This is a genomic window from Nitrosomonas marina, from assembly GCF_900111605.1.
Lineage (GTDB): Bacteria > Pseudomonadota > Gammaproteobacteria > Burkholderiales > Nitrosomonadaceae > Nitrosomonas > Nitrosomonas marina_A.
In genome coordinates this window covers 1-26,011 of record NZ_FOIA01000009.1, presented here as the reverse complement: position 1 = coordinate 26,011, position 26,011 = coordinate 1, and the positions used below count along the sequence as shown (strand labels likewise).

General features: G+C 46.1%; 19 protein-coding genes. 10 read left to right on the top strand and 9 right to left on the bottom strand.

The genetic code is table 11. The annotated features are described in order from the left end of the window. Window positions 1-75: 75 nt before the first annotated feature. From BMY62_RS05505 to BMY62_RS05495, 3 genes are read right to left on the bottom strand one after another with little or no spacing between them, the layout of a single operon-like run. Window positions 76-1,179 carry a lipocalin-like domain-containing protein gene (locus BMY62_RS05505; RefSeq protein WP_090657479.1) on the bottom strand — a complete coding sequence of 368 codons (1,104 nt, stop codon included), beginning with the start codon at window positions 1,177-1,179 and terminating at the stop codon, window positions 76-78. After that, window positions 1,179-3,740, bottom strand: coding sequence for an FtsX-like permease family protein (locus BMY62_RS05500; RefSeq protein WP_090657477.1), 2,562 nt, complete (start codon window positions 3,738-3,740; stop codon window positions 1,179-1,181). The genes BMY62_RS05505 and BMY62_RS05500 overlap by 1 nt, the downstream gene beginning before the upstream one ends. Continuing rightward, complete coding sequence (locus tag BMY62_RS05495) at window positions 3,737-4,402, bottom strand: ABC transporter ATP-binding protein (RefSeq protein ID WP_090657476.1); 666 nt, start codon at window positions 4,400-4,402, stop codon at window positions 3,737-3,739. The genes BMY62_RS05500 and BMY62_RS05495 overlap by 4 nt, the downstream gene beginning before the upstream one ends. 273 nt (window positions 4,403-4,675) lie before the next feature. On the opposite strand from BMY62_RS05495, the gene BMY62_RS05490 reads away from it, so the two are divergent. The 10 genes from BMY62_RS05490 (at window position 4,676) to BMY62_RS05445 (ending at window position 20,154) form a co-directional block, all read left to right on the top strand. Further along, on the top strand, window positions 4,676-6,073 hold the full coding sequence (locus BMY62_RS05490) for a TIGR03013 family XrtA/PEP-CTERM system glycosyltransferase (RefSeq protein ID WP_090657606.1): 1,398 nt from the start codon (window positions 4,676-4,678) through the stop codon (window positions 6,071-6,073). A gap of 24 nt (window positions 6,074-6,097) precedes the next feature. Then, window positions 6,098-8,188, top strand: coding sequence for an XrtA/PEP-CTERM system histidine kinase PrsK (prsK, locus tag BMY62_RS05485; protein ID WP_090657475.1), 2,091 nt, complete (start codon window positions 6,098-6,100; stop codon window positions 8,186-8,188). A 176-nt stretch (window positions 8,189-8,364) separates the two neighbouring features. Continuing rightward, window positions 8,365-9,726, top strand: coding sequence for a PEP-CTERM-box response regulator transcription factor (prsR, locus tag BMY62_RS05480; protein ID WP_090657473.1), 1,362 nt, complete (start codon window positions 8,365-8,367; stop codon window positions 9,724-9,726). Window positions 9,727-9,825: 99 nt separating this feature from the next. Further along, complete coding sequence (locus BMY62_RS05475; RefSeq protein WP_371264071.1) at window positions 9,826-11,391, top strand: acyl-CoA ligase (AMP-forming), exosortase A system-associated; 1,566 nt, start codon at window positions 9,826-9,828, stop codon at window positions 11,389-11,391. Beyond that, window positions 11,388-12,623, top strand: a complete 1,236-nt coding sequence (locus BMY62_RS05470; RefSeq protein WP_090657469.1) for a pyridoxal-dependent decarboxylase, exosortase A system-associated — start codon at window positions 11,388-11,390, stop codon at window positions 12,621-12,623. Before BMY62_RS05475 ends, BMY62_RS05470 begins: the two co-directional genes overlap by 4 nt. A 120-nt stretch (window positions 12,624-12,743) precedes the next feature. Further along, entirely contained in the window at window positions 12,744-14,594 is a 1,851-nt protein-coding gene (locus BMY62_RS05465) for an asparagine synthetase B family protein (RefSeq protein WP_090657467.1), read from the top strand. Between the two features lie 15 nt (window positions 14,595-14,609). Further along, the gene (locus BMY62_RS05460; protein ID WP_090657465.1) at window positions 14,610-15,404 is read left to right on the top strand and encodes a PEP-CTERM/exosortase system-associated acyltransferase; all 795 of its coding nucleotides are present in this window, start codon (window positions 14,610-14,612) and stop codon (window positions 15,402-15,404) included. Between the two features lie 81 nt (window positions 15,405-15,485). Continuing rightward, window positions 15,486-15,926 carry a type 2 periplasmic-binding domain-containing protein gene (locus tag BMY62_RS05455; protein WP_256207440.1) on the top strand — a complete coding sequence of 147 codons (441 nt, stop codon included), beginning with the start codon at window positions 15,486-15,488 and terminating at the stop codon, window positions 15,924-15,926. Next, entirely contained in the window at window positions 15,898-17,217 is a 1,320-nt protein-coding gene (locus BMY62_RS05450) for a porin family protein (RefSeq protein WP_090657463.1), read from the top strand. Before BMY62_RS05455 ends, BMY62_RS05450 begins: the two co-directional genes overlap by 29 nt. 15 nt (window positions 17,218-17,232) lie before the next feature. Further along, on the top strand, window positions 17,233-20,154 hold the full coding sequence (locus BMY62_RS05445) for a bifunctional diguanylate cyclase/phosphodiesterase (RefSeq protein WP_090657461.1): 2,922 nt from the start codon (window positions 17,233-17,235) through the stop codon (window positions 20,152-20,154). A gap of 36 nt (window positions 20,155-20,190) precedes the next feature. On the opposite strand, the gene BMY62_RS05440 is transcribed toward BMY62_RS05445, so the two are convergent. The 6 genes from BMY62_RS05440 to BMY62_RS05415 all read right to left on the bottom strand — a co-directional run. Then, window positions 20,191-22,221, bottom strand: coding sequence for a CopD family protein (locus BMY62_RS05440; protein ID WP_090657459.1), 2,031 nt, complete (start codon window positions 22,219-22,221; stop codon window positions 20,191-20,193). 2 nt (window positions 22,222-22,223) lie between these two features. Then, a complete protein-coding gene (locus BMY62_RS05435; protein ID WP_177170300.1) occupies window positions 22,224-22,634 on the bottom strand; it encodes a copper resistance CopC family protein in 411 nt (136 codons plus the stop codon). A 169-nt stretch (window positions 22,635-22,803) separates the two neighbouring features. Next, complete coding sequence (locus BMY62_RS05430) at window positions 22,804-23,376, bottom strand: hypothetical protein (RefSeq protein ID WP_256207439.1); 573 nt, start codon at window positions 23,374-23,376, stop codon at window positions 22,804-22,806. Between the two features lie 191 nt (window positions 23,377-23,567). Next, complete coding sequence (locus BMY62_RS05425) at window positions 23,568-24,830, bottom strand: methane monooxygenase/ammonia monooxygenase subunit B (protein WP_090657453.1); 1,263 nt, start codon at window positions 24,828-24,830, stop codon at window positions 23,568-23,570. Continuing rightward, entirely contained in the window at window positions 24,830-25,654 is an 825-nt protein-coding gene (locus BMY62_RS05420; RefSeq protein WP_090657451.1) for a methane monooxygenase/ammonia monooxygenase subunit A, read from the bottom strand. Before BMY62_RS05420 ends, BMY62_RS05425 begins: the two co-directional genes overlap by 1 nt. Before the next feature lie 171 nt (window positions 25,655-25,825). Continuing rightward, the coding region (locus tag BMY62_RS05415; RefSeq protein WP_218142940.1) for a methane monooxygenase/ammonia monooxygenase subunit C at window positions 25,826-26,011 on the bottom strand (186 nt) is incomplete at its 5' end.

The window sequence follows — 26,011 nt, the reverse complement described above, 5'->3', positions numbered from 1 at the left end:
AACAAAACGGAACAAATGTTAACAATTTTTTTAAGTTTATACTGCAATATAATGATTTTTATCAAACAAATATTGTCATAAATCCAAAGATTGCAGATATCCCGTCAATTCAAGGTACCCTTTACCCATATTATTCCCGTCTTGAAAAACGGTCACCGCGCCTTCCCAGTAAACGGCACCAGCCGATCCACGGGAATCCAGTTCCTGATCATCGAACAACGGCACTAACCGCCATTCTGTTTCCCCAGTACGGATTCGCATCTCTACTGGATAGTGTGCCTCGGTATGAGGAGATTTCCAAACGCGTTCCGGAACAAACTCAACCTGATCGGGAGCAAATTGTTTAACGCGCCCCGCTGCATCACGCCGCGTAGCATAAGCCCACAATTTTGAACCATCCTTTCCTCGAATCCTGAATACCATCAAAGCGGAGCCATCGTCGAGATTCGCACTCATCCAGTCCCACCCATCCGCACGCGGGTCAAGTATCTCCGACGACCATTCGTGATCGAGCCAGGCGCGTCCGCGTACACTTATTGGGCTGTCTTGCTGAGTTATCGTGCCAAAAACATCCAAATGTGGCTCACTGTAATAATAGCTGGCCTGTTCAATATTGGGCCCTTTGCGTGAAAAACCCCGCTCACCCTGCAACATGATCGATTGTGTTGGCGTCAATGACAATTCAAAACTGAATTTATCGGATTTAACTTCAGTAACATATTGTCCATCGGAATTACGTTTGAAATACCAGTCATCAATTTTCACATCGGTGCCCCCCTCACGGGCGTATGCCAGATCAAATCCAGCGCGAGCAGTTTTTTCATCGTAGATAAGCCGGCCCAGCGCCGGGTCCGACAATGCAGCATGCGCGATAATGATCTGTTGGGGTGCAAAACGACTGGGATTACTCGAATGCTGAGGGGCCGCAGTGCGAAAAAAGGTAACCTGAAAGCCGAGGGCTTTATTTTCAGATGTTTCAAGCCAGCCTGTAACATACCACCATTCAATGCGAAAATCAGGGTGCGCTCCGTAATCCTGCGGAAATACCAGTGTATAATCAGGGACAACCGGTGCATACTGGTGCTCTTCTGCTTGCAACTGTGGTTGCAGCATGACAAGCAAGATCATCATTAATAGTGAGGCGACCAGATTACTGGGCTTACTGTATTTTTTTGGCATCACCAGTCTTCCCGAACAGCACGAACAACACTGCCGGAAACCGCGCGGCGCCCGGCAATTAATGCTGTGACGGTTGCCGCAACCAGCATGATGGCAGCTATTAATAATAACCAATTCCATGGCATCGATAATTGCATGGTCCAGTGAAAGGATTGCGGATTAATGATAAAAATCAGTATCAAACTGATAATGCCTCCCAATATAAATCCCAGCACAACTCCCAGCATGGTCAGCAGGCTGCCTTCAGCAGCCAGCAAAGCCAGTATCTGCTTGCGGGTTACACCAATGTGGCGCAGCATGCCAAACTCCTTTGAGCGGGCGAGCATCTGCACCGAAAAACTCGTAGCAACACCAAGCAAGCCAATAATCACAGCGATTATTTCCAGCAGATAAGTGACGGCAAAACTTCGATCGAAAATCTGCAAACTTGTAGTACGTATTGCCTGTGATTGCGTAATTTCCAGCGTATCGGCGTAGGGTAATTGCTGCAACGCTTCGTATGCAGCATCCATGGTAGCCTGTGATCGCAACCACATCGCAGCAGTGTTTACACTCATATCATCTGTTAACTCCTGATAATCAGAGAGCTGCATCTGCACAGCACCAAACTGACGACCGTAATCCCGCCAAACACCAGCGACGACAAAAGTATGTATCCCATTACCGACAGGCAACCTGACCTGTTTACCCACGGTATAACCGTACAGATCAACCATCGCTTCAGAAACCCAAATGGGCCGGTCATGTTCAGACAGTTGCGAGGATTTAATGAACTCGCCCACTATCGGCAAAGTATTTCTGGGGTCCGCCAAATCAACCGCTCTTGCAATCAGCGTAACTTCGGGTCGTTCCGGATCAAGAACCAATTGCTGGTAACGTAAAAAATCAATACGTGAGAACAAAGGCAGTCCAGCCAGTGATTCTTGTTCATCAGCAAGAAAACCACCCTGCCTGCCGCTATCGGCCGAACGAACATAGAGATCTGCCGGCAGAACCTGCTCCAGCCAGTTATCAACCGACACACGAAAACTAAGCACCATTATTGCCATGGCAACCATTAAGCTAAAACTTGCCAGCACACCGCTCAAGGCAACCGAAGCCTGACCGGGCACATTCGCCAGACGCGCCAGCACCATCAGAACGATTGCATTCAACTTGCCATCACTGAACCTTTTCTTGACGATATGCAGCACAAAAGAAAAAAACCATGCAGCAAAGCGTGGCATCAATGCAATACCACCAATCAGCAGCAATGCGATTGCCAGATATCCAAATACAGGCAATTCACCAACAGGCGGCAATTGCGTCAACAGCAAAGCCACCACCAGGCACGTAAACGCGGGCCAGGGTGATGACAGCCGCTCTATTGCGTTGCTTTTATTGTCCGATTTCAATGCCACGGCAGGCTTGATTTGCATTGCATCTCTGGCCGGCAACACTGTTCCAAGCAAAGTAACGCCAAGCCCAACAGCAAAATACACCAATGCGGCATCCAAATCCAAGTTCAAATCAGGCTGTATGTCTGAAAAAAAAATGCTCCCCAGATCGCCGCCGAACAACTGAATGACCAGTGTCGCGAATCCATAACCTAGAGCCAGTCCCAAAAAAGAACCGATAACACCCAGTACAACACCCTCCGTGACAATTTGCCGCATCAACTGTTTTCGCGTAAAACCCAACACGCGCAACAAAGCAAGCTGGCTGCGGCGACGCATCACTGACAACACCTGGGTTGAAAACACCAGAAAAGCACCGGTAAATAATGCCACCAGTGCAAGCATATTCAAATTAACACGATATGCACGTGACATACTGGCCAGACGCGCCTCCTGTTCTTCGAGTTCAGTGACAAAAAACTGCGCCCCCAACTCTCTTTCCAGCTCTTTCCTGAACGCTTCATGGTGAATCCCGGCGTCAAGTTTTAACTCAATACGCGACAGCAACCCGAGATAATTAAAGCGCCACTGTGCCGCACCTATATCCATAACCGCTATCCGCTGCCCGGCTCTTACCCGTGTAACTCCTCCCGCTACGCGCAGCGCAAATGTTTGCGTACCAACATTAAATCGCAACATATCACCCTGCCCGACCTGCAGCCACTCCATTGCTGCGGGAGACAAAAAAACTGCATCATTGGCCAAACCATCCATTCGCCGGTCTTCAGCAGGCACACCCAGTAAATCTGGCGAAATACGGGCAGCCCGGAACATATCTATACCAAGTATTTTCAGCTTGCGCTCATTCTCTCCATTTTGTTTATCTGAGATGCGAGCTGTAAATTCAAGCACAGGATTGACCAATCTGACACCCTCGTACTGCGCGAGCCTCGGATATAGTAATTCGTCAAAATAACCCTGCCTGCTATAAATCTGCAAATCCGACTGTCCTGAAAGGCTTTTACTCGCTGCAGAAAATTCGTTGAAAGCGGCTGTATTAACCAGATGGATCGAGAAACCCAGCGCTACACCGATCGCAATAGCCATCACCGCAACCATAACCTGCACGAAACGCGCTCGCCATTCCCCGAGCAGCAGCCAGCCGGACAAGGTTGATGCGTTCATTGGCGCTTGGCCGGCTCGGTTTTTTGCAAACCGTGTCTGGTCATTGTCAATACAGCATCTGCCGTAGCCGCTGCAATATGTGAATGCGTAACAAGTATGCCTGATGCATTGTTATTTTTGATTTCCGTACGGATGAGTTGCAAAATGTCGTGAGCCGTTTCTGGATCAAGATTGCCTGTTGGCTCATCCGCCAACACGAGCCTGGGGCAATGCACCAGCGCGCGCGCGATCGCCACACGCTGCAATTCTCCTCCTGACAATTGATGGGGAAAATGATCTTCCCGACCGTTCAAACCGACTTCGGTCAGCATCTGTTCAACGCGGTCCACAGACATGTTATTTAACAACAAAGGCAGCGCTATATTCTGCCTCAACGTCAAATGCGGTAAAATATGGAACGCTTGGAAGATAAAACCCAGCGCTGTTCGACGCAACAGTGTTGCAGCAGCATCATCAAGCTGAGAAATTGCAATACCGTCAATTAACACTTCTCCGGAATCGGGTGTGTCCAATCCTGCAACAATATTAAGCAAAGTCGATTTCCCGACACCGGATTCACCCATAATTGCAACATACTCGCCTGCCTTTAGCGTATATGTCAAATCAGACAGTACCTGCCGTCCTTCCGCATAGGCCTTGCTGACACGACGTAATTCAAGCATAAGACTGAATTTGAATACTTCTTCTATAATCGGAAACTTTACTTCTCATAGCTATATAAAAAAAATTTGCCAACATCAACCGTCCATCTCAACCCGAATCTACACATGACACTGATTCTAGAAAATTAAATCATTCTTGGGTACACTTTGCCACTGACTGATCCCGATATGTCTGGCTGGCTGAATCACAAAGAATTGTACACTTTCTTGGTGCAGTTTGGAGTCAGTACCAATTATTAACAACAGCAAGTGTTTAGTACGCTGGAGAAAAAATTGCTCAAAATCAACAATCTTTACATACCCAAAATTTCCATCCTGATCATCGGCATTGATTTTTTATTGTTACTGATCGCTTTTTTTGGAGGAATCCATTTGCGGCTCGCCGAAGGGCATGATTTTACTTTTACATTGTACAGGGATTCATTTTATGAGGCCTGTATATTCATTTTTGCCATGATATTCAGTATGGCGGCAATGGGCATGTATCTCCCCGAGACACAACGTGACTTCAACACGACATTATTTCGCCTGATGCCCTCCGTGGCACTGTGCTTTGGATTGATGACACTTATCTTTTATATTTTTCCAGACACTTACCTCGGGCGCGGTGCACTGTTTTTTGTCATGATTTTATCTTTCGTCGGAATATTAATCGCCAGAGCCATTTTGTACAAAGGAGTCAGCACGGATATATTCAGACCCCGTACAATAGTACTGGGTATAGGAAAAAATGCAAAAGAACTGATCAATCAGAATGGCAAGTTACCCGCACACCATCAACCGAAAATAATCGGGTTTGTCCCATTTCAAGGTGAAGAGCGCCATGTACCTACTTCCCTGATCATTAGCGGCAAAGACTCGCTGTTGAAACTGGCCAGTCAATACAAAGCGGAAGAAATAATAATTGCCCCACAGGAAAGAAGAGGAGGCTATTTTCCCATTCAAGAACTGCTTGAGTGCAAAATGCATGGTATTCGAGTTATGGATATCGCCACTTTTTACGAGCGGGAGAACGGTCACATCCGTATGGATTCCTTATATCCGAGCTGGTTTGTTTTTGGCGGCGGATTTGACCAGAGTCTACTGAGGTCGATAATCAAACGGACTTTTGATTTACTCGCCAGCCTCACATTATTAGCGATCACGCTGCCAATTATGTTGATTGCAGCATTGTTTATTTTAATCGAGGACGGATTCCCCATATTCTATCGTCAGGAAAGAGTTGGTAAAAGTGGAGAAACCTTCATGGTGCTGAAATTTCGCAGCATGAGAAAAAACGCAGAAAAAGACAACAGCCCTCAATGGGCCGCAACCAACGATCCACGCATCACAAGAGTTGGTAACATTATCCGCAAGTTGCGCATTGATGAGCTGCCCCAAATTGTCAACGTACTCAAAAATGAAATGAGTTTTGTTGGCCCCCGTCCCGAACGCCCTTATTTCGTCAACATGCTCAATGCTCAGGTACCGTACTATAATGTACGCCACAGCGTCAAACCGGGAATAACCGGCTGGGCGCAGGTACGTTTTCCCTATGGCTCTTCTGTAGAAGATGCAATCGAAAAACTTCAGTATGATTTATATTATGTCAAGAACCACAGCCTATTTCTGGATGCCGTGATAATAATCCTGACTGTTGAGGTCGTTTTAATGGGCAAAGGAAGCAGATAAACAGAGCACGGCAATCGATTCGTTATGTGGACAAATGTTGCGACTATCAGCTATTCATCAGCAGCGGTCGCTTTCCTTTTTTTATCCATCCTGTTACTGACAAACTGGCGGGGCAGACTGTACGGAATGATGCTGGCCGTCGCCTGCATCGTATCAGCGATATGGGCAGCAATAACGGCCATCAACACGGTCTGGGGTTACTCGCTTACATCTTTGGTATTAATTCTGGAAATTTTAAGAAACGCGTGTTGGTCGGTATTCCTCATAGTACTGATAGGCCCGTTTCGAACCCAGCCAGATAATTCCTCACAACTGCGGCTAAGGCCCTCTATTCTTTTCATTGCCCTGATCTACCTGTTGTTTATAGGTTACGCAATTTATACCTTCCAGGATGATACTTTTGCGCCTGGCATATCCATCAAAAAACTGACCAGCGTGATGGGCTGTATGTTCATGGCGATCATCGGCATCATTCTGGTCGAACAGTTTTATAGAAATACACCGCCCGAGAAACGCTGGGGCATCAAATTTATCTGCCTGGGTATTGGCGCAATATTTATTTATGACTTTTATCTGTTCAGTGACGCACTACTATTCAGATCCATCAATTTTGATATCTGGGCTACGCGAGGCATTATCAATGCAATCGTCGTGCCGCTGATAGCCGTATCAGCAGCCCGCAATCCCAAATGGGCAGTCGGCATAGCAGTCTCCCGCCAGGTTATCTTTTACACAGCTGCGTCTTTCGGTACAGCAGTTTACCTGCTAGTCATGGCAGGTGCCGGCTATTATCTGCGCTTTTCTGGAGGTAAATGGGGACCGATCTTGCAGGTAAGCTTCTTATTCGGCGCAATTATTTTGCTTATAGGCATTTTGTTTTCCGGCACGATCCGGTCATGGTTAAAAGTGTTTATCAGTAAACATTTCTACAGCTACAACTATGACTACAGGGAAGAATGGCTGCGATTTACCCGCACCCTGTCTGAAGGTAAAGGAGAATTGAAGGAACGTGTTATACAATCACTTGCACAACTTGTCGAAAGCCCGGGTGGCGGGTTATGGTTGACACAGGAATCAGGCCTTTTTGTTCCGGTCCAGCAATGGAACATGCCCCGCATCAAAGAAACCATAGAAAACAACAGTTTACTATGCACATTTATGGTGCAGAAAGACTGGATTATAGATTTAAACGAATATCGATCGAACCCGGCAAAGTATACTCCACTCGTTATACCGCAGTGGCTTGATGAAATACCGGATGCCTGGTTTGTTATTCCGTTAATACAGAACGGAAAACTTTTAGGATTTATCGTCTTGATTAAACCCAGAAGCAAAATAAAACTAAACTGGGAAATAATAGACCTGCTCAAGATCGCAGGCAACCAGGCTGCCAGCTACTTGGCCCAGGAAGAAGCGTCGCGCGCACTGATGGTTGCCCGTCAGTTTGAATCTTTTAATCGCATGTCCACATTTGTCGTACATGACTTAAAAAATTTGATTTTTCAACTGTCACTGCTACTATCAAACGCACAAAAACATAAAAACAATCCTGAATTCCAGGATGATATGATACAAACAGTAAACTTATCTATTGGCAAAATGAAACGCTTGCTTGAGAAATTAAGCAGCAATAGCTCGCTGGACAAGACGGACAGCATTTCCTTAAACCGGTTGCTACAGGAAATTATTGAGAGTAAGTCCATTTTTGAGCCCAGACCCAATTTCACAGCGCACGCAAGGGAACTGCATGTGTCTGCGGAAGAAACACGTTTGAAACGGGTTATTAGCCACATTGTACAAAATGCGATCGAAGCCACACCAAAGGATGGCACTGTGAACGTTTACTTATCCCAAAAAAATAACAAGGCTGTTATTGAAGTAAGCGATACAGGCCATGGCATGAGTGAAAAGTTTGTTCAAGAAAGACTGTTCAAACCATTTGAATCAACCAAATCAGCAGGTATGGGCATTGGCGTTTTTGAAAGCAAAGAATATTTACAGGAGATTGGCGGCAGACTTGACGTTTCCACTCAGGAATTTATTGGTACGACTTTTACGATCACTTTAAATTTATTAGATACCACACCCGGGAACAGCATTATTAAATCCATTTAAACTGTTAATAAAAAGACAAGTCACATGCTTGTTTAACAGAAAGGTTAAAAAAATCGCCGGTAAAATGTTGATTCACAATTTCGGGATACTTTTGGGCATCAATAACATGCTTTGAAAGCATCGTTGTTGATTGATCAATTCAATTTCGGGCTAACAGCAGGAAACAGTTAAATACTATGTCGGGAAATCGGGAAAAACAAAGGTTGCTGATTATAGAAGACGATCTCGGTTTACAAAAACAGCTTCGCTGGAATTTTGATAAATACGAGACTAGCGTGGCTTCTGATCGCGAAAGCGCCCTTTCAAGTGTCAGGCGGCACGAACCTGCCGTTGTAACTATGGATTTGGGTTTGCCGCCTGATCCGGATGGTGCTACCGAGGGGCTGGCAACGTTGCAACAGATCCTGGCGCTGGCCCCAGATACAAAAATCATCGTACTGACCGGTAATCAGAATCACGCCCATGCTTTGAAAGCGGTTGAAATGGGCGCTTATGATTTTCATCAGAAACCTTTTGATCCTGATATGCTGAAACTGGTCGTGGAGCGCGCGTTTTATTTACATGCAATCCAGCAGGAAAATCGTCGATTAAATCAGGCGCAGAGCAGTTCACCAATAGATGGTCTAATCACGCGCGACCCTGAATTACTAAAAGCATGTCGCAGCATTGAAAAGGTAGCGCCTTCTGATGCAACCGTAATGCTGCTGGGCGAAAGCGGAACAGGCAAGGAAGTGCTGGCAAAAGCGTTACATAATCTGAGCAACCGCAAATCCAAGCGTTTCATGGCAATCAATTGCGCGGCCATCCCCGAAGCGCTTTTAGAAAGCGAATTGTTTGGCTATGAAAAAGGCGCTTTTACCGGCGCATCAAAACAGACACTCGGTAAAATCGAGCTTGCTGATGGCGGCACTTTTTTCCTGGACGAAGTGGGCGATTTACCATTTCAGTTGCAGGCAAAACTATTGCGTTTTCTGCAGGAAAGAGTGATTGAGCGTATCGGGGGGCGCGAAGAAATTCCCGTAGATGTACGTATAGTCTGTGCCACCCACCAGGATCTCAATAAACTGATGGAAGACGGAAAGTTTCGTGAAGATCTTTATTTCAGACTGAGCGAGATCGTCATTACAATCCCGCCAGTAAGAGAGCGGATAGGCGACGCCTTGCTGCTTGCTCACCATTTTAAAAACAAGTTTTGTGCGAAGGAAGGGAAAGCCACCCTGAATTTCAATCCGGAAGCCATCGCGGCTATTGAACAGCACCAATGGAGTGGCAATGTCCGCGAAATTGAAAACTGCATCAAGCGGGCCGTGATCATGGCTGAGGACTCGATCATCACGGCAGAAGATTTGGGGCTGCACACATCCGATACAAGCATCGAGCCGCTCAATCTGAAATCCATACGTGAACAGGAAGAGTGCAAAGCGCTTGTTAAAGCACTGGCCAGAGCGGACGGCAACGTTGCTCAGGCTGCTAAACTTCTAGGGGTCAGCCGCCCCACGATTTATGATTTAATGAACCGATGCGGTATTAAAACATAGCGTGCTTCACTACTGCACCATGGTTAATGCTGTCATACAACGGACGCAAATAACCGGTAACCAAGAGGCCTTTCACACGTGGTTTATTTAGTACATGACTTGATTTTTCAATCTGCGTATCAAACACCCGATAAAGATGCGCTATCGTACCTTGGACGAACAAAAAACTATGCCACTCTTGCAAGTGAAATTGAACAGCTAGCATCCGGTTTTTTAAATATAGGATTTGACCGCAATGAACGACTGGCGGTTTATCTTGAGAAACGGCCGGAAACTGTCAGCGCTTTATTTGCTGCCAATGCTGCAGGAGGTGTATTTGTACCCGTAAACCCGTTACTGAAGCCGGAACAGGTGGGATATATTCTGGCTGACTGCAACGTTCGTATTTTAGTGACCTCGGCTGAAAGATTGAAATTGTTAACCGGCGTCCTGCCTTCCTGTCACGATCTTCATACAATCATCGTTGTTGACAATAAGGCCGGTATTCCTGAACTTGCCGGTTTGAGCATTCTTAACTGGTCGGATGTATGTTCTGTTCAACGCAAACCTATAACCAACCGTACCATAGACGGTGATATGGCCGCCATCCTTTATACATCGGGCAGCACCGGAAAACCCAAAGGTGTAGTACTCTCGCACAGAAATATCGTTACAGGCGCCAAAAGCGTTGCACAGTATCTCAAGAATGAATCGGGCGACAGAATCTTATCAGTATTGCCGCTCAGTTTTGATTATGGCCTGAGCCAACTGACTACAGCATTTCACGTGGGGGCAACCAATGTACTCATGAATTATCTGCTGCCGAGAGATATCATACGAACAATCGAAAAAGAAAACATCAGCGGTCTTGCTGCAGTCCCGCCGTTGTGGATCCAACTGGCTCAATTAAACTGGGACAATGCCCAATCATTACGTTATATTACCAATTCAGGAGGCGCTATGCCGCGTGCTACGCTTGATTTGCTCCACAAGGCACTGCCACGCACCCGGATTTTTCTAATGTACGGTCTGACGGAAGCTTTTCGGTCAACCTATCTGCCGCCTGAAGAAATTGTGCGTCGCCCCGACTCAATTGGCAAAGCCATACCCAACGCGGAAATACTGGTACTGCGCGAGGACGGCTCACCTTGCGTACCGGGAGAACCTGGAGAGCTGGTACATCGAGGCGCTCTGGTATCTATGGGTTACTGGAACGACATTGAAAAAACTGCGGCGTGTTTCAAACCGATCAGTTCGCGTCAGAGTGGTTTGACGATTTCTGAACTTGCTGTATGGTCAGGAGACACTGTACGCATGGATGAGGAAGGATTTCTTTACTTCATTGGCCGCAGAGATGAAATGATTAAAACCTCGGGATATCGGGTAAGCCCCACAGAAATTGAAGAAATCATATACGCCACAGAAAAAGTTGGCGAGGCTGTAGCTATCGGAGTTCCGCATCCTGTTCTTGGCCAGGCAATACTGGTTATAGCCACACCGCGCGAAGGAGAAACACTGGTAGCAGACGAACTGCTGGCAACCTGTAAACAACGGTTACCCGCGTACATGTTGCCCAGTCATATTGAAGTACGTGAAAACAGTTTACCAAGAAGCCCAAACGGCAAAATTGACAGAAAAAAACTTTCCCAGGAAATGGAACATCAATTCACAAATACCAATCCATGACCGGCATTCAAACCCAACATTTCGCGCTTGCGCACTTTCCGGTACAAAACGGCTGCCTGGAAATTGGCGGTATACCACTGACACGGTTAGTACAGCGAGTCGGAAGAACACCATTCTATGCTTACGACCGTAAAAAAATCACCGAGCGTATCCAATTACTGCGCCGATCATTACCTGAAGACATTCATATCCATTATGCTATGAAAGCAAACCCGATGCCGGCAGTCGTGCAGCACCTGGCCGGGCTTGTTGACGGAATTGATGTAGCCTCTGCTGGTGAAATGCGCATAGCTCTCGATACCACCATGCCAGCCGAGCATATCAGCTTTGCCGGACCGGGAAAAACCGAGCATGAACTGTCTAGCGCAATTGCTGCCGGTATCGTTCTGAATATCGAGTCTGAAAGAGAGCTGATGCTGATAGCCCGGCTGGCGGATCGGTTAGGCATTCGCCCCAATATCGCCATTCGCATTAATCCTGATTTTGAGCTTAAATCCTCGGGTATGAAAATGGGCGGCGGCCCCAAGCAATTTGGCATTGACGCAGAATTGGCACCTGGGCTGCTGGCGCAAATTGGCAGACTTGATCTGAATTTTATCGGTTTTCATATTTTCAGCGGCTCGCAAAACCTGAAAGTGGAAGCCATCCAGGAAACGCAGGAAAAAACATTTCAATTAGGTCTGAAACTGGCGGAATACGCCCCGTCACCTGTACGTATGCTAAATATTGGCGGCGGATTTGGCATCCCTTATTTTCCCGGAGAAAAGGCTTTGGACATCAAGGTGATTGGCCAGAATTTGAAAGATTTGCTACCCTCAGTCAAGCAACAGCTTCCGCAAGCCCGGGTTGTGATTGAGCTTGGTCGCTATATTGTTGCTGAAGCAGGCATCTATGTTTGCCGCATTATCGAGCGCAAACAATCCAGAGGTAAAATATTTTTGATTACCGATGGCGGTCTTCATCACCATCTTGCCGCTACAGGCAATTTTGGCCAGGTTATTCGAAAAAATTATCCGGTTCTGATTGGTAACAAGGCCCACAACACCCCCAAAGAAACCGTTTCAGTTGTCGGGCCATTATGTACACCGCTGGATTTGCTGGCAGAACAGATGGAAATGGCACAAGCTGAGGAAAATGATTTCGTGGTTGTATTGCAGTCAGGTGCTTATGGACTCACTGCCAGCCCCACGGCATTTCTTGGCCATCCCGAACCATTGGAAATTCTGGTTTAACGGATTGTACTCAATGCGGCTAAATTTTGATTTACCAAGATGTTTTCAACTAACTCATTATAATAGAAACATTAGTCACGCTGCTTCAAGCTGAATTTCAAGAAAAATAAGGAGATCAACATGGGTGGTATGTGCGGTTGGACAGGCTGCGAAATGGCGGATACTGAAAGCCGTGTGCTTCTTGACAAAATGAATGAACCCATAATCCGGTATGACAGTCGTCCCGTTCAAAAGCTCATTGGAAAAAAATCGGCACTGGCTGTATCCGGCCATCCTGGCAGCGTGCATACCTACCAGGATCAGGGAATAATCATCGGCATATCAGGACATATTCGATTTAACAATATTCAATCAGGCCAGCATTCCGATCACCGAAATAAAGCACGGATTTTTCTGGAAAACTGGTTGGCCAAGGGCGAAAGAGCACTAACCAGTATCGCCGGGGAATTTACTCTCAGCATTATTGATGAAAATAATGACCGGTGCTTACTTGCTGTTGATCGCATGGGAACCAAATCACTGGCTTGCCATGCCAATGGTGAACATCTGGTGTTCTCAACATCGCTGGATGCGATTATCCGCCATCCGCAGGCAGCACCCCAAATTGATTCCCAAAGTCTATTTAATTACGTTTATTTTCATATGATCCCCAGTCCGGGAACTATTTATAAGAACCAGCACCGTTTATTGCCGGGGGAGTACCTGACATTTAAGAATAAAGAAGCTAAAACCAAATACTACTGGACACCCGGCTTCGAAGAAACTGGTACACGCTCATTTGAAGATTTAAAGACCGAACTGAAAACATTGCTACGATCCAGCATACAGGATGCTGTCGGTAATGAAACAGCCGGCGCATTCTTAAGCGGAGGAACAGACAGTTCGACAATAGCCGGCATACTTGGCGAAGTTACCGGAGAACCTGCGGCAACCTACTCCATTGGCTTTGATGCCAAGGGATATGACGAAATGGAATATGCACGTATTGCAGCCCGCCATTTCTCGACCCGGCATCACGAATACTATGTCACACCCGATGATGTCGTCACGGCTGTTCCTGACATTGCGGCAGTATTTGACCAACCTTTTGGCAATGCATCTGCAGTACCCGCTTTTTTTTGTGCTCGCATGGCAAGAGCGGACGGCATCACCCGAATACTGGGCGGTGACGGCGGCGATGAACTGTTTGGCGGAAACGAACGCTATGCAAAGCAATATCTCTTTTCATTATACTCGTACCTGCCTCCATTTCTACGCGAAAAAATCCTTGAGCCCTGGGCAGAAAATGTTTCCGGAAAACAGCTGCCGTTGCCTTTTCGAAAAGCATATCGATTTATTGAACAGGCGGCGATTCCAATGCCCGCACGCATGAATACGTATAATCTGCTGCTGCGCCATGGTATTTCATCAGTTTTTACAGCAGATTTCCTGGCTGGTATCGACACTACATTGCCCGATACATTAAATGAACAGACCTATCACCAGATTAATGCAAAAAGCCTGGTTAACAAAATGCTTGCTTATGACTGGAAATTTACGCTCGCCGATAACGATTTGCCCAAAGTGGTGCATGCCTGCGAGCTTGCACAAATAGATGTCGCGTTTCCGTTAATCAGCGATGAAATGGTAGCTTTCTCGACGCAACTAAGACCGGACTATAAAGTAAAAAAAACCAGATTACGGTATTTTTTCAAAGAAGCGCTGAAAGACTTCCTGCCCAAAGAAATTATAGCCAAACAAAAACAGGGATTTGGTCTGCCATTCGGCGTCTGGCTGCAAGACCATCCTCGACTTAAGGCGTTGGCCGCAGACAGCCTGACCGATCTTAAATCACGCAATATAATCAGGGGCGATTTTATCGATACACTACTCGGGCAGCATTTACAGGAACACGCAAGCTACCATGGTTCCATGATCTGGATATTAATGATGCTGGAACAATGGTATAAGCTTCGTCAAACACAATTATAGATAAATAGGTATGTGATGAGTGAGACATATGATACTTTCAAAAGAGCGTTCAATTTGATTGAAGCAGATACTGAAGAGCTCCGTCGCATTGTATTTCAACTTCGTTACCAGGTGTTCTGTCTGCATTATGAGTATTTACCAGCTTCAAATTATCCGGACGGGCTGGAAAAAGATGAATATGATGAACGTTCAGTACACATGCTGGTACAATTTATTCCAACTGGAAAGTTCGTCGGAACTGTCCGCCTGATATTACCCGATCGATCAAATACTGAAAGCTCATTCCCTCTTGAACTGAATACCCAAATAGATCCCGTTTTATATAACGCCGATGCTGCAACAAAAAAATATACTGCTGAAATTTCTCGTTTTCTCATTTCACCAGATTTCGATCGTAGAAGACGAGATCGTAGAAAACCGTCTGGAGATAATCAGCCCTCGAATTCTGCAATTACAATTCAATCAGCTACAAATAACGTGCCTGTGAAGGAGCGGCGCAAGGAAGAACGACGCAAAAGTGACCGTCGTTGTCTCAGTTTTTACATGGTATTAATGGCAGCGGTTGTCCGCATGACAGTAGCGCATGATATTAAATACTGGCTGTCCGCCATGGATCCGGCTTTAAATCGGCTAGTGGGTTTTTCAGGAATGAATTTTGATCCTATTGGCCCTATCATAGATTACCATGGTTTACGCCGTCCGTATCTTGGAGTAGTAAATGATGTACTTCACAGGGTATCTGAACGCAATTTTGGTGCATGGGAAGTCTTGACAGACCGCGGCAAATACTGCTGGCCGAAAAAAAACTAACTATTTAGAAATTTCATATTTTGTTCGCTATTTACAGTGACTACCTTCTACAGTATCAGATTGTAAACTGAATCTTACAGCATGATGCGTACACCCAATACAAAACACCTTTATATTCTATTGACAATGCTTCTTTTTGTCATTACAGACATAAAGGCAGAAAGCCACTATCAAATAGTAACGCATCCCTCTGTAAACGAAGACAGTATTTCCAAAAATTATCTGCGCGCTATTTTCAGCATGCGTCCTCGGGCCTGGTCAAATGATTTGATCATCAAGGTGTTCGTCCTTCCGGACGATAATCCCCTCCACCATAGTTTTGCGAAAGAACAATTAGGTCTGTTTCCCTACCAATTACGTCAGTCATGGGACCGGCTGGTTTTCTCTGGTACAGGTCAGGCACCAACCACTGTATCTTCAAACGAGGAAATGCGACTCAGGATCATGAATACACCGGGTGCTATCGGATACTTAGAAACTGCTTATATCGACGATGAAATCAATATACTCCAGATTAAATAACCGGCGGATAGTCATATCTTTCGCGCCGCTAGAAGTAGTTATTATCCTGTTCGCGCTTGCACTTTCGGTGCATAGCCAGTTTGTTTCTGCTCAAAATAAACCAAACGGGACCAGTTCTGAAAATATCACATCATTATCTTCAATGTGGCCCACCGCCAAGGATTTACTCGATAATCTGCAGATACAAGGGTTTGCAAGTCAGGCATTTATGGCAACTTCCGACAATGATGTATTTGGCAATACCGACGAGGGCGGCGGATTTGGTTTCACGGAATTAGGATTGAATGCGCTGTTTAGTCCGCACTCAAGGTTGCAATTATCCGCGCAAATGCTGTCAAGACGCGCAGGTAAAGATAACACAGGTGTCCCACGTCTTGATTTCGCTTTTCTGGATTACCGGTTGTATTCACACGAAGCCAATCAGTTCGGTATACGTTTCGGTCGGTTGAAAAACCCATTTGGTTTTTATAACGATACTCGGGATGTGCCGTTTACGCGACCCAGTATTTTATTACCGCAGTCAATCTATTTTGACAGAACCAGAAATGTAGGACTCTCTTCGGATTCGATCCAGTTTTATGGTGAAACCTCAAACGCCAAATGGGGGGACTTTGCTATCCAATTTGGAATTATTCGACCTATTGTCGATGACCGAGATACTGAGATCTCTCTGTTAGGACCCAGGTTGACAGGAAATTTATCTCCTGATGTTTCACTGATTGGGCGCGGTCTTTTTGAAACCCCTGGCAAACGTTTCCGACTCGCGGTCAGTGGCATATGGTTTAATGCCGACTACAAGCCCGGCGTGAAAGAAGCAGGTTTAATTAATCCGGGATCAATCGAGTTTTCTCCGATTTATGTATCAGCCCAATACAACACAGAGCGCTGGACCCTGACCTCCGAATATGCGTTGCGAAAGTTCAGGTATACAGATTTCGATGTTACAGATCTTGACATTTTGGATTTTTATGGAGAAAGTTTTTATTTTCAGGGGGAATACCGCTTCAATCACAAGTGGGAAGCTTTGATTCGTTATGATGTACTGTATACAGACCGCAGCGACCGTGATGGCAGTGAATTTGCCGCTTTGAGAGGCAAGCCTGCACATTCACGCTTTGCCAAGGATCTGACCGTAGGGCTGCGCTGGAATATCACACCACGGATCATGGCGCGACTGGAGTATCATCGCATTAATGGAACCGCATGGCTTGCGCCGCTTGATAACCCGGATGCGTCGATGACATCCAAGAACTGGAATCTTTTTGCAGCGCAGCTTTCGTTCCGTTTTTAGACATATAGATATCTGATGTTACAGATTGTCAAAAAAAATACGCTGACCACAAATGCACAGCCTGAGACCGAAAAACGCGCATTTGTCAGTTTTAAATGGAAAATCACCTCACTGAGCAGTCTGATCTTATTTGCTGTTGTGCTGTTGTTTTGCATAGTCAGTTATCTGGGACTGATTACTAATTTTAACGATCAGCGGAAAATTGAACACCAGCGTTTCGAAAGAGAGATTGACAGTCTGATAGAGCGATTGACACAGAAAATACGCCAACAGGCTGAAATAATTCCTTTCCTGGACGGCATGGGGAAAGCACTGGTATCCAATGATAAAGATGCCATTAGCAAAATGTTCGACCAGCATTGGACATTATTACATTTTCACAGCGGTGTCGAATTTGTCCGCTTCTATAACACCGCAAACGAACTTACCGCCGACTGGGGCATCACTGAACTCAATGAAAATGATAATCAGACCATCTTTGAATGGGTCAAGCAGGTTAACCAAAATGAGGTACCTATCGACCCCCTGCTGTGCAGGCAGAACTGCATTCAACTGACAATTGCACCACTCTTGATTGAAGGCCAGACGGCCGGTATTGCTGTCATCGGCATTACGCTGGCTGACGCGCTTTTGGCATTCAAACGTATTTCTGGTGCGGATATAGGTTTATTGTTACACAATCCGCACCCTACCGACCTGGAAGCATCGCATATTGAAGCGTGGCAGACTTCCGTTGCAGCATTAACCAACAAAAGTGACAGTTACGAGATTTTATTGGCAACTTCGAAAATTTATTCAATTACTGACAGCCTTAAAAACATTGTCCAGATTAACCAGAATAGCCGTCACCATCAAGTCAAGCTTTATCCATTAGAATCAGTCAACAAAAATCTGGCGTATCTGGTAGTTATTTCTGACGTCACGCCCGCGGTTAACAATATATACGACTCAATATGGAAAATTGCACTAATCGGATTTTTAGGTCTGGTCATTTCAGAATTTCTTTTATTCAGCATTTTCACGCGCTTACTTTCCCGCTTAAAAGACGTCTCGTTTACTCTGCCTTTGCTGGCCAGTGGGCAGTTTGAGGATTTCAGGCATTCGCTGACATTAACCAATAAAAAACAAATATACAGAGATGAAATTGACATGCTCTATGATGCTGCCGTCAAGCTGTCAGTGCAATTGGAAGATCTCGAACAGAAAGTTTCTTCGCGTACAAAGCTACTGATTCAGCAGAAAGATGAACTGAGTAGAGAAAGAGATTTTGTAGCCAACTTGCTCGACACTGCCCAGGTTATCGTTCTGACACAAAATTCGGGTGGGAAAATTATTTCCATGAATGCTTACGGTGAAATGCTCACCTATTATTCCGAAAAAGAGCTCAAGAATACACCTTTTTTAAATATCCTGGTATCGGACTTCGATTCACACGAACTCTCCATGCACCTGGATGAAATCAATCAGGGATTAAGGGAACAGCTACGTCATGAAGCTATTACCCATTGTAAAGATGGCACTACACGCCATGTAGCCTGGCTGCACTCACGCCTTTCCTGGAATTCCATTGACGACCCTTCAGTCCTTTCCGTAGGTCTTGATATTACTGAATACAAACGGGTAGAAGGTCATCTGGCCTGGCTGGCTGATCATGATCCGTTGACCAACCTGTATAACCGCCGCCGTTTCAGTGAAGAACTTGAGCAGGCCATTAGCCGGTCCGATCGATACCATCATCCCGGTGCGCTGCTTTTCTTCGATCTGGACCGGTTTAAATACATTAATGATACAAGCGGCCATCAGGCCGGCGACGCCCTACTCAGAATGGTGGCTGGAATGCTGCTGCGCACAATACGTTCTGATGACGTATCCGCCCGCCTGGGGGGCGATGAATTTGCTGTGATCCTCCCGGAAATCAACACGGAAGGGGCCATTGAAGTAGCAAAAAAAGTACTTGCGCATCTGAGCGAGACGCAATTAACAATTAACAGCCGCACCCATAAAGTTTCAGCAAGTATTGGCATAGCGCTTTTTCCCGAGCACGGTGAAAACGTACACGATCTACTGGCAGCAGCTGACTTAGCCATGTATCAAGCCAAAGATACTGGACGTAACGCCTGGTATCTGTTTTCAATTGAAGACCGAAGCAGGGAACGCGTGCAGACCCTTGTCTACTGGAAGGAAAAAATAGAATATGCACTGTTGCATGACAGATTTATGCTGTATTTTCAGCCAATCATGAGTGTGCAAACAGGAGAAGTACAGCACTACGAGGTGTTATTGCGTCTGCATGATGTTGATGGCGCAATTTTGTCTCCGGCCGGTTTTATTTCTGCCGCCGAACATACCGGACTTATCCATTCGATTGATCATCTTGTCTTACATAAAGCAATTATGCAGGCTGCCAAAATCAATCAGAACCGGGAAAAAACCATTAACTTCTCTATAAATTTATCCGCACATGCATTTAACGATCCCGAGTTATTGCCAATTATCAAACAAAAGCTTATTGATCATAAAGTTGATCCCAAAACTTTAATGTTTGAAATCACTGAAACCGCTGCTTTGGAAAATCTACCAGGCGCACGCGCCCTTATGAAAGAAATCAAGGAGTTGGGATGTGGGTTTGTGCTGGATGATTTTGGCGTTGGTTTCTCGTCTTTTTACTATCTGAGAGAACTGCCTGTTGATACAGTAAAGATTGATGGTTCGTTTATACGTAATATCATTGACAACAAAGATGACCAAATCCTCGTAAATGCTTTATGCAGCGTCGCCAGCGGTTTTGGCAAGAAAATAACGGCAGAGTTTGTTGAAAACGAGAAAATCCTGGCAGTCCTTAGAAAAATGAAAATTGATTATGCTCAAGGATATCACATCGGCAAACCCGCTCCCTATGATCGCTGTTTCTCTCAGGACAGTGAATTCTCAGAGTAATCGCTCTTAGTTTGAATGTATCGGACTTGTATTTACTTAACTTATAAATTCACTGGCTGTAGCAGCATTTACATTTTCCTTTTTTAACAATTCAACTTGTCTGAGAAGCAATTCCATGTTTTTCCAGCCTACATCTTCAGCCAGTGGAACCCATCGCGCCCGCAGATAGCCATCTCGATCGATCAAAAATTCCATATGATCGGGAACTGATCCACGTCCCAGCAAATCCGGACGATTCAGTGTGCGACGTGATAATGCATAGCTTTCTACAATCTCCTGCGCGCCTTCTACAATGAGCGGAAAAGGCATATTGTCCGTTACTTCAATCAACTCTTCTGAAGTCAACGTTTTAGTTGGAACAGCCAGGACAGCAAGATCATGCGCTTGAAGATCAGCGTAGTTCTGTTTTAGCTGCTCTATGCGATCTTTTGATTCAGGCCAGGAAAAAACAACCAGCAGTACCGGCTGCTTTTTACGAAACTCCTGAAGAACGCCGGTTGTTCCTTCATGGGTGGTATAGGAAAATACAGGCGGCTGTATATTTTTTCTATTGGGAATAATTTCTGATGACAGGATTCGCGCCTGGTAACCCCGGGATAACGCGTAAACATAATTCACCAGGTCCCAGCGTTCCTCTTCGGACAATTTATCTTCATAACCGGGCATGTCAGTATCTTTGATACCATGAGATATCCAATAGAAAAAATCACCAGGTGTATGCTCAACAGTATGCGGCTCCGTCAACATATCCGGCACCACCGTAGATAATGTTCTTGCCTTAATACCGTTTCCCTTACCCTGGAATCCATGACAATCTACACAATTTTCGGAATAGAGTTCTGCGCCATAAAAAATAGAAACTGCATCATACGGCACTGGTGGCTTTAAATAGGTTTCAGGATAGGCTTCTATGGACAATGGCGGCAACGCAACAGCAAGCCCGGAAATAAACAGTGCAACAGGCACAGTAATCAGCCGTTTAAGGCTCCAGTTTGCAACACGTCCAAAATATATCGCCACCGCGGCCAATGTGATGATCGCAAGACCACACCAAACCTGTATGGCAACATTCTCCGTACCCCATGTGGCCACAATCGAGAAGCGGAATGGGAATGGCCAGTCTTCGATAAGAGCGTGTTTAGCAGGTGTTGCATTATTTGCAATAATAGTTGCAATAAATAACAACACAACAGCCAGTAGAAATTCGATCCGCACCCATTTGCGCATTCCTGCGGCGCTTCTCTGAGTTTCCTGGCTATCCTTACTATTGGCGAAAAGAGGCAACCAATAAGATCGTACACTCGCGGCTATAAGCAAGATAATGCACAATAATAATATCTTTGCACTGAGCAGCCAGCCATAGGGTGTTGCCACCAACGCCGCATAATGTCCATCAAAAATCCGGTCTCCTACAATGATGCCAGTCAACACGATAATCAGCATAACAGGCAATGCCATTGAGGAAAACCGGTTAAGTATCTGAACATCCATAAAGCTGGATTTCTTGCCCTTTTCCTGTTTTACATATTCATATTTTAACAGCAACAATGCAGGCAGGCCTCCCAGCCAAACGCCGGCTAAAATAATATGTAGTGCATAGGGCAAAACATTAGCAAGCGTCATACCTTCAGAAGCAGAATGACTGACCATCGCATCGGCAATCAACGGGAATGTTGCGATTAAGGCGCAGAACAAATAGCGTGTACGCGATTTGGTGCTCTTTCGAAGAAAAACAACCGATAGAATTACTAAAATAGCGGAGATTGTATGGACCAACCAAATCTGGCCAGTATGAGTACCACTGATAAAATCAAGCCATACCTGCAATTGCAACAGCTTGCCAGTATCGCCTGTAACCTGCCCGATAGTTGCCGCCAGAGTTACGATAAGTCCAGCGACGATACTGATTGCCAGTTTAGGAAATAATCGTTCTAGTTTCTCAACCCACTGTGCTGAATAGACTCGCTTCTCTGTACCGGCAATTACTAAAAAAACACAGCTTCCTAATATAATCAAATTTGCTGCAAGCTGGAACCAGCGAGCAGCTGCCGCGATTATCTCTAACATTTTTATTGTTGATTGTTTTTTATTCTAAAACCATAGCTCGATTCAACAACATGCCCGTCTATTGATAACACCCTGAATTGCACTTTATAACTGCCGGGAGTCAGGGCAGGCAAGGCCAGTACAACGGACTTTGCATCGTCAGGCACTGCTTCAGGCTCAGCAACTGCAACATTTTTCTCATCAGCATCCAGAACTTGCACTGAAGCATAAGCAGCTTCTATTTCTTCATTGAACCAGAGCTGTACATGAGCGGGTGATTCAGACAACGAAGCTCTTCGTGGTGGATCAGATTTAACCAGCGAAGCGTGCGCCCATACATGATTTACTTGCAGCACCATTACAAATACAATCATGCCAGCCATTAATTTCAGGATACTTTTTACAACATTCTCATTAGATTTTTTATTTAACATTGTGTTTACCATTTATGTGTACTTTTTATGAAAAGCCGTGTTGAAATTAATTTTGATGTTAAATGATGAACCGAGTTCCTTTATCTAAATAGTTCAACCATATTCTGAATTTATGCGTTTTCACATACTACAGGAAATGCTTTTAACCCCAGAAAAACAGGTTAAACCATTATCTTCTTGCAGCCAGCCAGTCTTTGAATCGCTTGGACCTGAAGAGCTTGTAACCAATCAATACTGTCAGCAACAGCCCGACCACAGGACCAATCGTGGCCCTGAACACCTCCGCATAATTGACCATGTCAACCCGCAGATGATAAACATACTTCAGCGGCTGCACACCTTCCGCCGTCACAACCAGCAAATGCCTGCCCTCTTCCAGCGCCTGCTGCGTATTGATGACGCCATCCTCGTATATGTTTGAAAGTATGTCGGCAATCACATCGCCATCCTCGCTGCTGCCCCGTATCAGCTTCAACCCAACCGGCATCTCACGAAGCATCGGCTCAACCAGGTCCACTACCAGCACCGTCTCGCCCACCGCAGGTATGTCCGTGCAATAATGCCCTGCCATGTCATTCTGTGGCTGGTATACGCTCAAATGTATCATGTTCTCGCCCACCCGGCGCATGCAACTGTCGTCCTCCAGCGCTTCCGCTCCATGTGCAAATACCGCGCCTGTATATAATAACGCCGCTGCACACATTATCACTGTCGCGCCAATCTTCATGGCTCGCTTTAACACTATCTCTCCTCCTGTGCTGAAACGCATCTGCCTTTTACCATGCGCTCCTGCAGTCCTCTTCTCGTATTTCTGTCTCTTTTCCCGCACCCGTTACAGTGCGCCCAGTTTTATTTTGCTTTCCCCGAACAAAAAAGCCGGTACACCGGCTGTCATATGACAGTGGTGTACCGGCGTTGTTGCTTGCTTCTGGTTTACAGTCTGGTAAAGACCGGGATCACCGCTCCAGCAATACTGTTAATATAACGATTGCCTTCCTCATCCCATGTCATCAACAAACCTCCAAAACGGCTCTCAGGGTCACCCAGCAATGCCATCAAACGCTGTACTTCCCATAACGCATCTTTGGCTTCCAGCTTGACTTCACGTGTCTCGCCAGGCTCTATCGCCGCTTCGTTATCCAATGTCAAACCAGTCGCAACCAGTTCCCTCGGATAATCCGGATCAAGATGTTCACGTCCCAGCGCGTTTACAAAACGTACACCCGCCGTGGTGAATTCACCTATGTTGATCGCCGTATCTCCATTGTTGGTAATGTCCATGGTTACACGTAACGCACGTCCAGGTACGTCATAGTTCGCATGGGTTACCTTGATCGCAACAGGGTTCGGCTCAATCGGCAACGGATCTATCTTGGATTCACCAGCCTGGATCGGAATCGTGTACGGATGTTTGCTCTCCGTATAACGATATCCACCCCATACCAGCGCACATGTCAGGATCGCAACACCCCAGGCCACTTTACGATCCATCGGATCCAGCAGCAGATCGTCACCATACGCCAACAATACACGGCTGCGTGGCAGGAACATCGGACGCGCTACATAGTAGCCAATCCAGAATATGCCCAGACCCGCCCATACTACGTGCCAGAATATACCATTGGCAAAGTTGAATGTCTCTGTGTCAATGGTCTCTCCCGTCAGCGTCTTGACAGGGTTGGTAAAGTCATCCCAGCTGCCCGTGATGTTCATCCATGATGCAGGTCCCGCAATCGGCCCCGCTTCTTTCACGTTGACCATCGCGTGCATATGATGTCGCCCAGGTATACGTGCTTTCAGCTTGACTTCAAACTCATAGTCTCGACCAATTACCAGCGGACCAGATATGAACATCGGCTCGCCATTCAGCTTGGTGCTCAAACGTACAAACACCGGGCTCGGGCTACCTACGTTGAAAAACGCACGCTCCGGCTTGCCAACCGCACGCGGCCAGTCTTCCGCCATGTGGAATTTACCAGTCATCGTCGCAATGTCGTTTACTTTGGTGACCTTCGGTTCCCACCTCATGTCATACCACTGGATGGTACGCATACGAAGAAACGGCTCCTGTGAACGTTCACCATGCGCCGCTACCGGCGTAACATCTACCGCTACTGTCAACGCTAATGTCGCCGCGCCTACCGCCGCTCCATAAAGCCCCATGACGCCCAGCTTGAATATGTTCTTTATTCTCATTATTTGATCCTCTCTGCAAATCCTGGTTCACCAAATGCCGTGACGTCGTGTTTCTGCGAGATACGGCCTCTTTCGCCTTTAACATAGTAAAACGCGGTGCAATAGATTTTGCCCAAGTACCACCAGACGCAGAACATCAGCATCGATACAAAGGCCGAGAAGAACGCTGCAATTACCGTCGTGTGTCCTCCAAACGTTCGCAGTGAGCCTTGCTCAATCAGCCTCACATACTCCGGTGTACCCGTACGTACATACAGGAAGCCCGTGTAGTCAGCTACTGACAACAGTACCCCTTCTACAACTACAGGCAGATGGGTCGGCCCAAATATCGGCCAGTTGCCAGGGTAAAAGAACAAGCCCCAGAATCCACCACCCAGCAGTGCCGTGATCAACCAGTTACCCGTCAACAGCATGATCGTATCCAGCATCAATGCGCCAGGTATCATGGTCGAAGGCAATACAAAGTTGATCGGGTAGTGTGACCACCAGTAAAAACCCCAGTAACGTGTCAGCCACTCTCCTGTCAACAGGCATACAATACACAGGGTCGCTCCATATGGTAAACGGTAGTTCACCCACAGGTAATACATCAAGGCCGCACAGTACATGACACCTACTATCGGCGTCACTACCGGCCACCATTGACGGTCTTTCCAGTCAAGCCAGAAATCCCAGTCTCCCGCCAACAGCATGAAATGCATGTGGAATGTACCTACCAGCAGAATGCACAGAATCGGAAAATACACCGCATCAATATATCTGGACATTCTGATCGCTTCTGGCGGCATCTTCGCCGCCGCTAAAATTTCGTCTGTTCTGCTCACTAGACTCTCCCTTCGTTTGTTTCGTGTGATATTAATTTTAATAACATGACGATTCCTTATTGTCTTTTACGACTCCCCTTACAAGCAGTACGCTCTCCTTACTCCCTCGGCACCATACCACTATCAGGCATCGCCCCCACCCTTCAGCAGAGGCGATGTAGTCAGCCTAGCTTAAGGAACAATCCGGTTGTTAAGGATTTCTTTGCTTTGGTTGTTCCAGATAACGTCCGTCAGGTTAGAGTAGCGCGTAATGATCTGCGCTGCTATACCACCCGAGAACAGTCCAGCCCAGCCCAGTATCACAAAGCCCCAGTGCAACGGCGCGCTAAACAGCTCTTCCATAAACCAGAATGCATG

Bases quoted from the DNA above. Each gene is read 5' to 3' on its own strand.
- BMY62_RS05460 (WP_090657465.1), top strand. From the start codon at position 14,610: ATGAGTGAGACATATGATACTTTCAAAAGAGCGTTCAATTTGATTGAA.
- BMY62_RS05495 (WP_090657476.1), bottom strand. From the start codon at position 4,402: ATGCTTGAATTACGTCGTGTCAGCAAGGCCTATGCGGAAGGACGGCAG.
- BMY62_RS05445 (WP_090657461.1), top strand. From the start codon at position 17,233: ATGTTACAGATTGTCAAAAAAAATACGCTGACCACAAATGCACAGCCT.
- BMY62_RS05455 (WP_256207440.1), top strand. From the start codon at position 15,486: ATGATGCGTACACCCAATACAAAACACCTTTATATTCTATTGACAATG.
- BMY62_RS05470 (WP_090657469.1), top strand. From the start codon at position 11,388: ATGACCGGCATTCAAACCCAACATTTCGCGCTTGCGCACTTTCCGGTA.
- BMY62_RS05425 (WP_090657453.1), bottom strand. From the start codon at position 24,830: ATGAGAATAAAGAACATATTCAAGCTGGGCGTCATGGGGCTTTATGGA.
- BMY62_RS05500 (WP_090657477.1), bottom strand. From the start codon at position 3,740: ATGAACGCATCAACCTTGTCCGGCTGGCTGCTGCTCGGGGAATGGCGA.
- prsK (WP_090657475.1), top strand. From the start codon at position 6,098: ATGTGGACAAATGTTGCGACTATCAGCTATTCATCAGCAGCGGTCGCT.
- BMY62_RS05450 (WP_090657463.1), top strand. From the start codon at position 15,898: ATGAAATCAATATACTCCAGATTAAATAACCGGCGGATAGTCATATCT.
- BMY62_RS05440 (WP_090657459.1), bottom strand. From the start codon at position 22,221: ATGTTAGAGATAATCGCGGCAGCTGCTCGCTGGTTCCAGCTTGCAGCA.
- BMY62_RS05435 (WP_177170300.1), bottom strand. From the start codon at position 22,634: ATGTTAAATAAAAAATCTAATGAGAATGTTGTAAAAAGTATCCTGAAA.
- BMY62_RS05505 (WP_090657479.1), bottom strand. From the start codon at position 1,179: ATGCCAAAAAAATACAGTAAGCCCAGTAATCTGGTCGCCTCACTATTA.
- BMY62_RS05465 (WP_090657467.1), top strand. From the start codon at position 12,744: ATGGGTGGTATGTGCGGTTGGACAGGCTGCGAAATGGCGGATACTGAA.
- prsR (WP_090657473.1), top strand. From the start codon at position 8,365: ATGTCGGGAAATCGGGAAAAACAAAGGTTGCTGATTATAGAAGACGAT.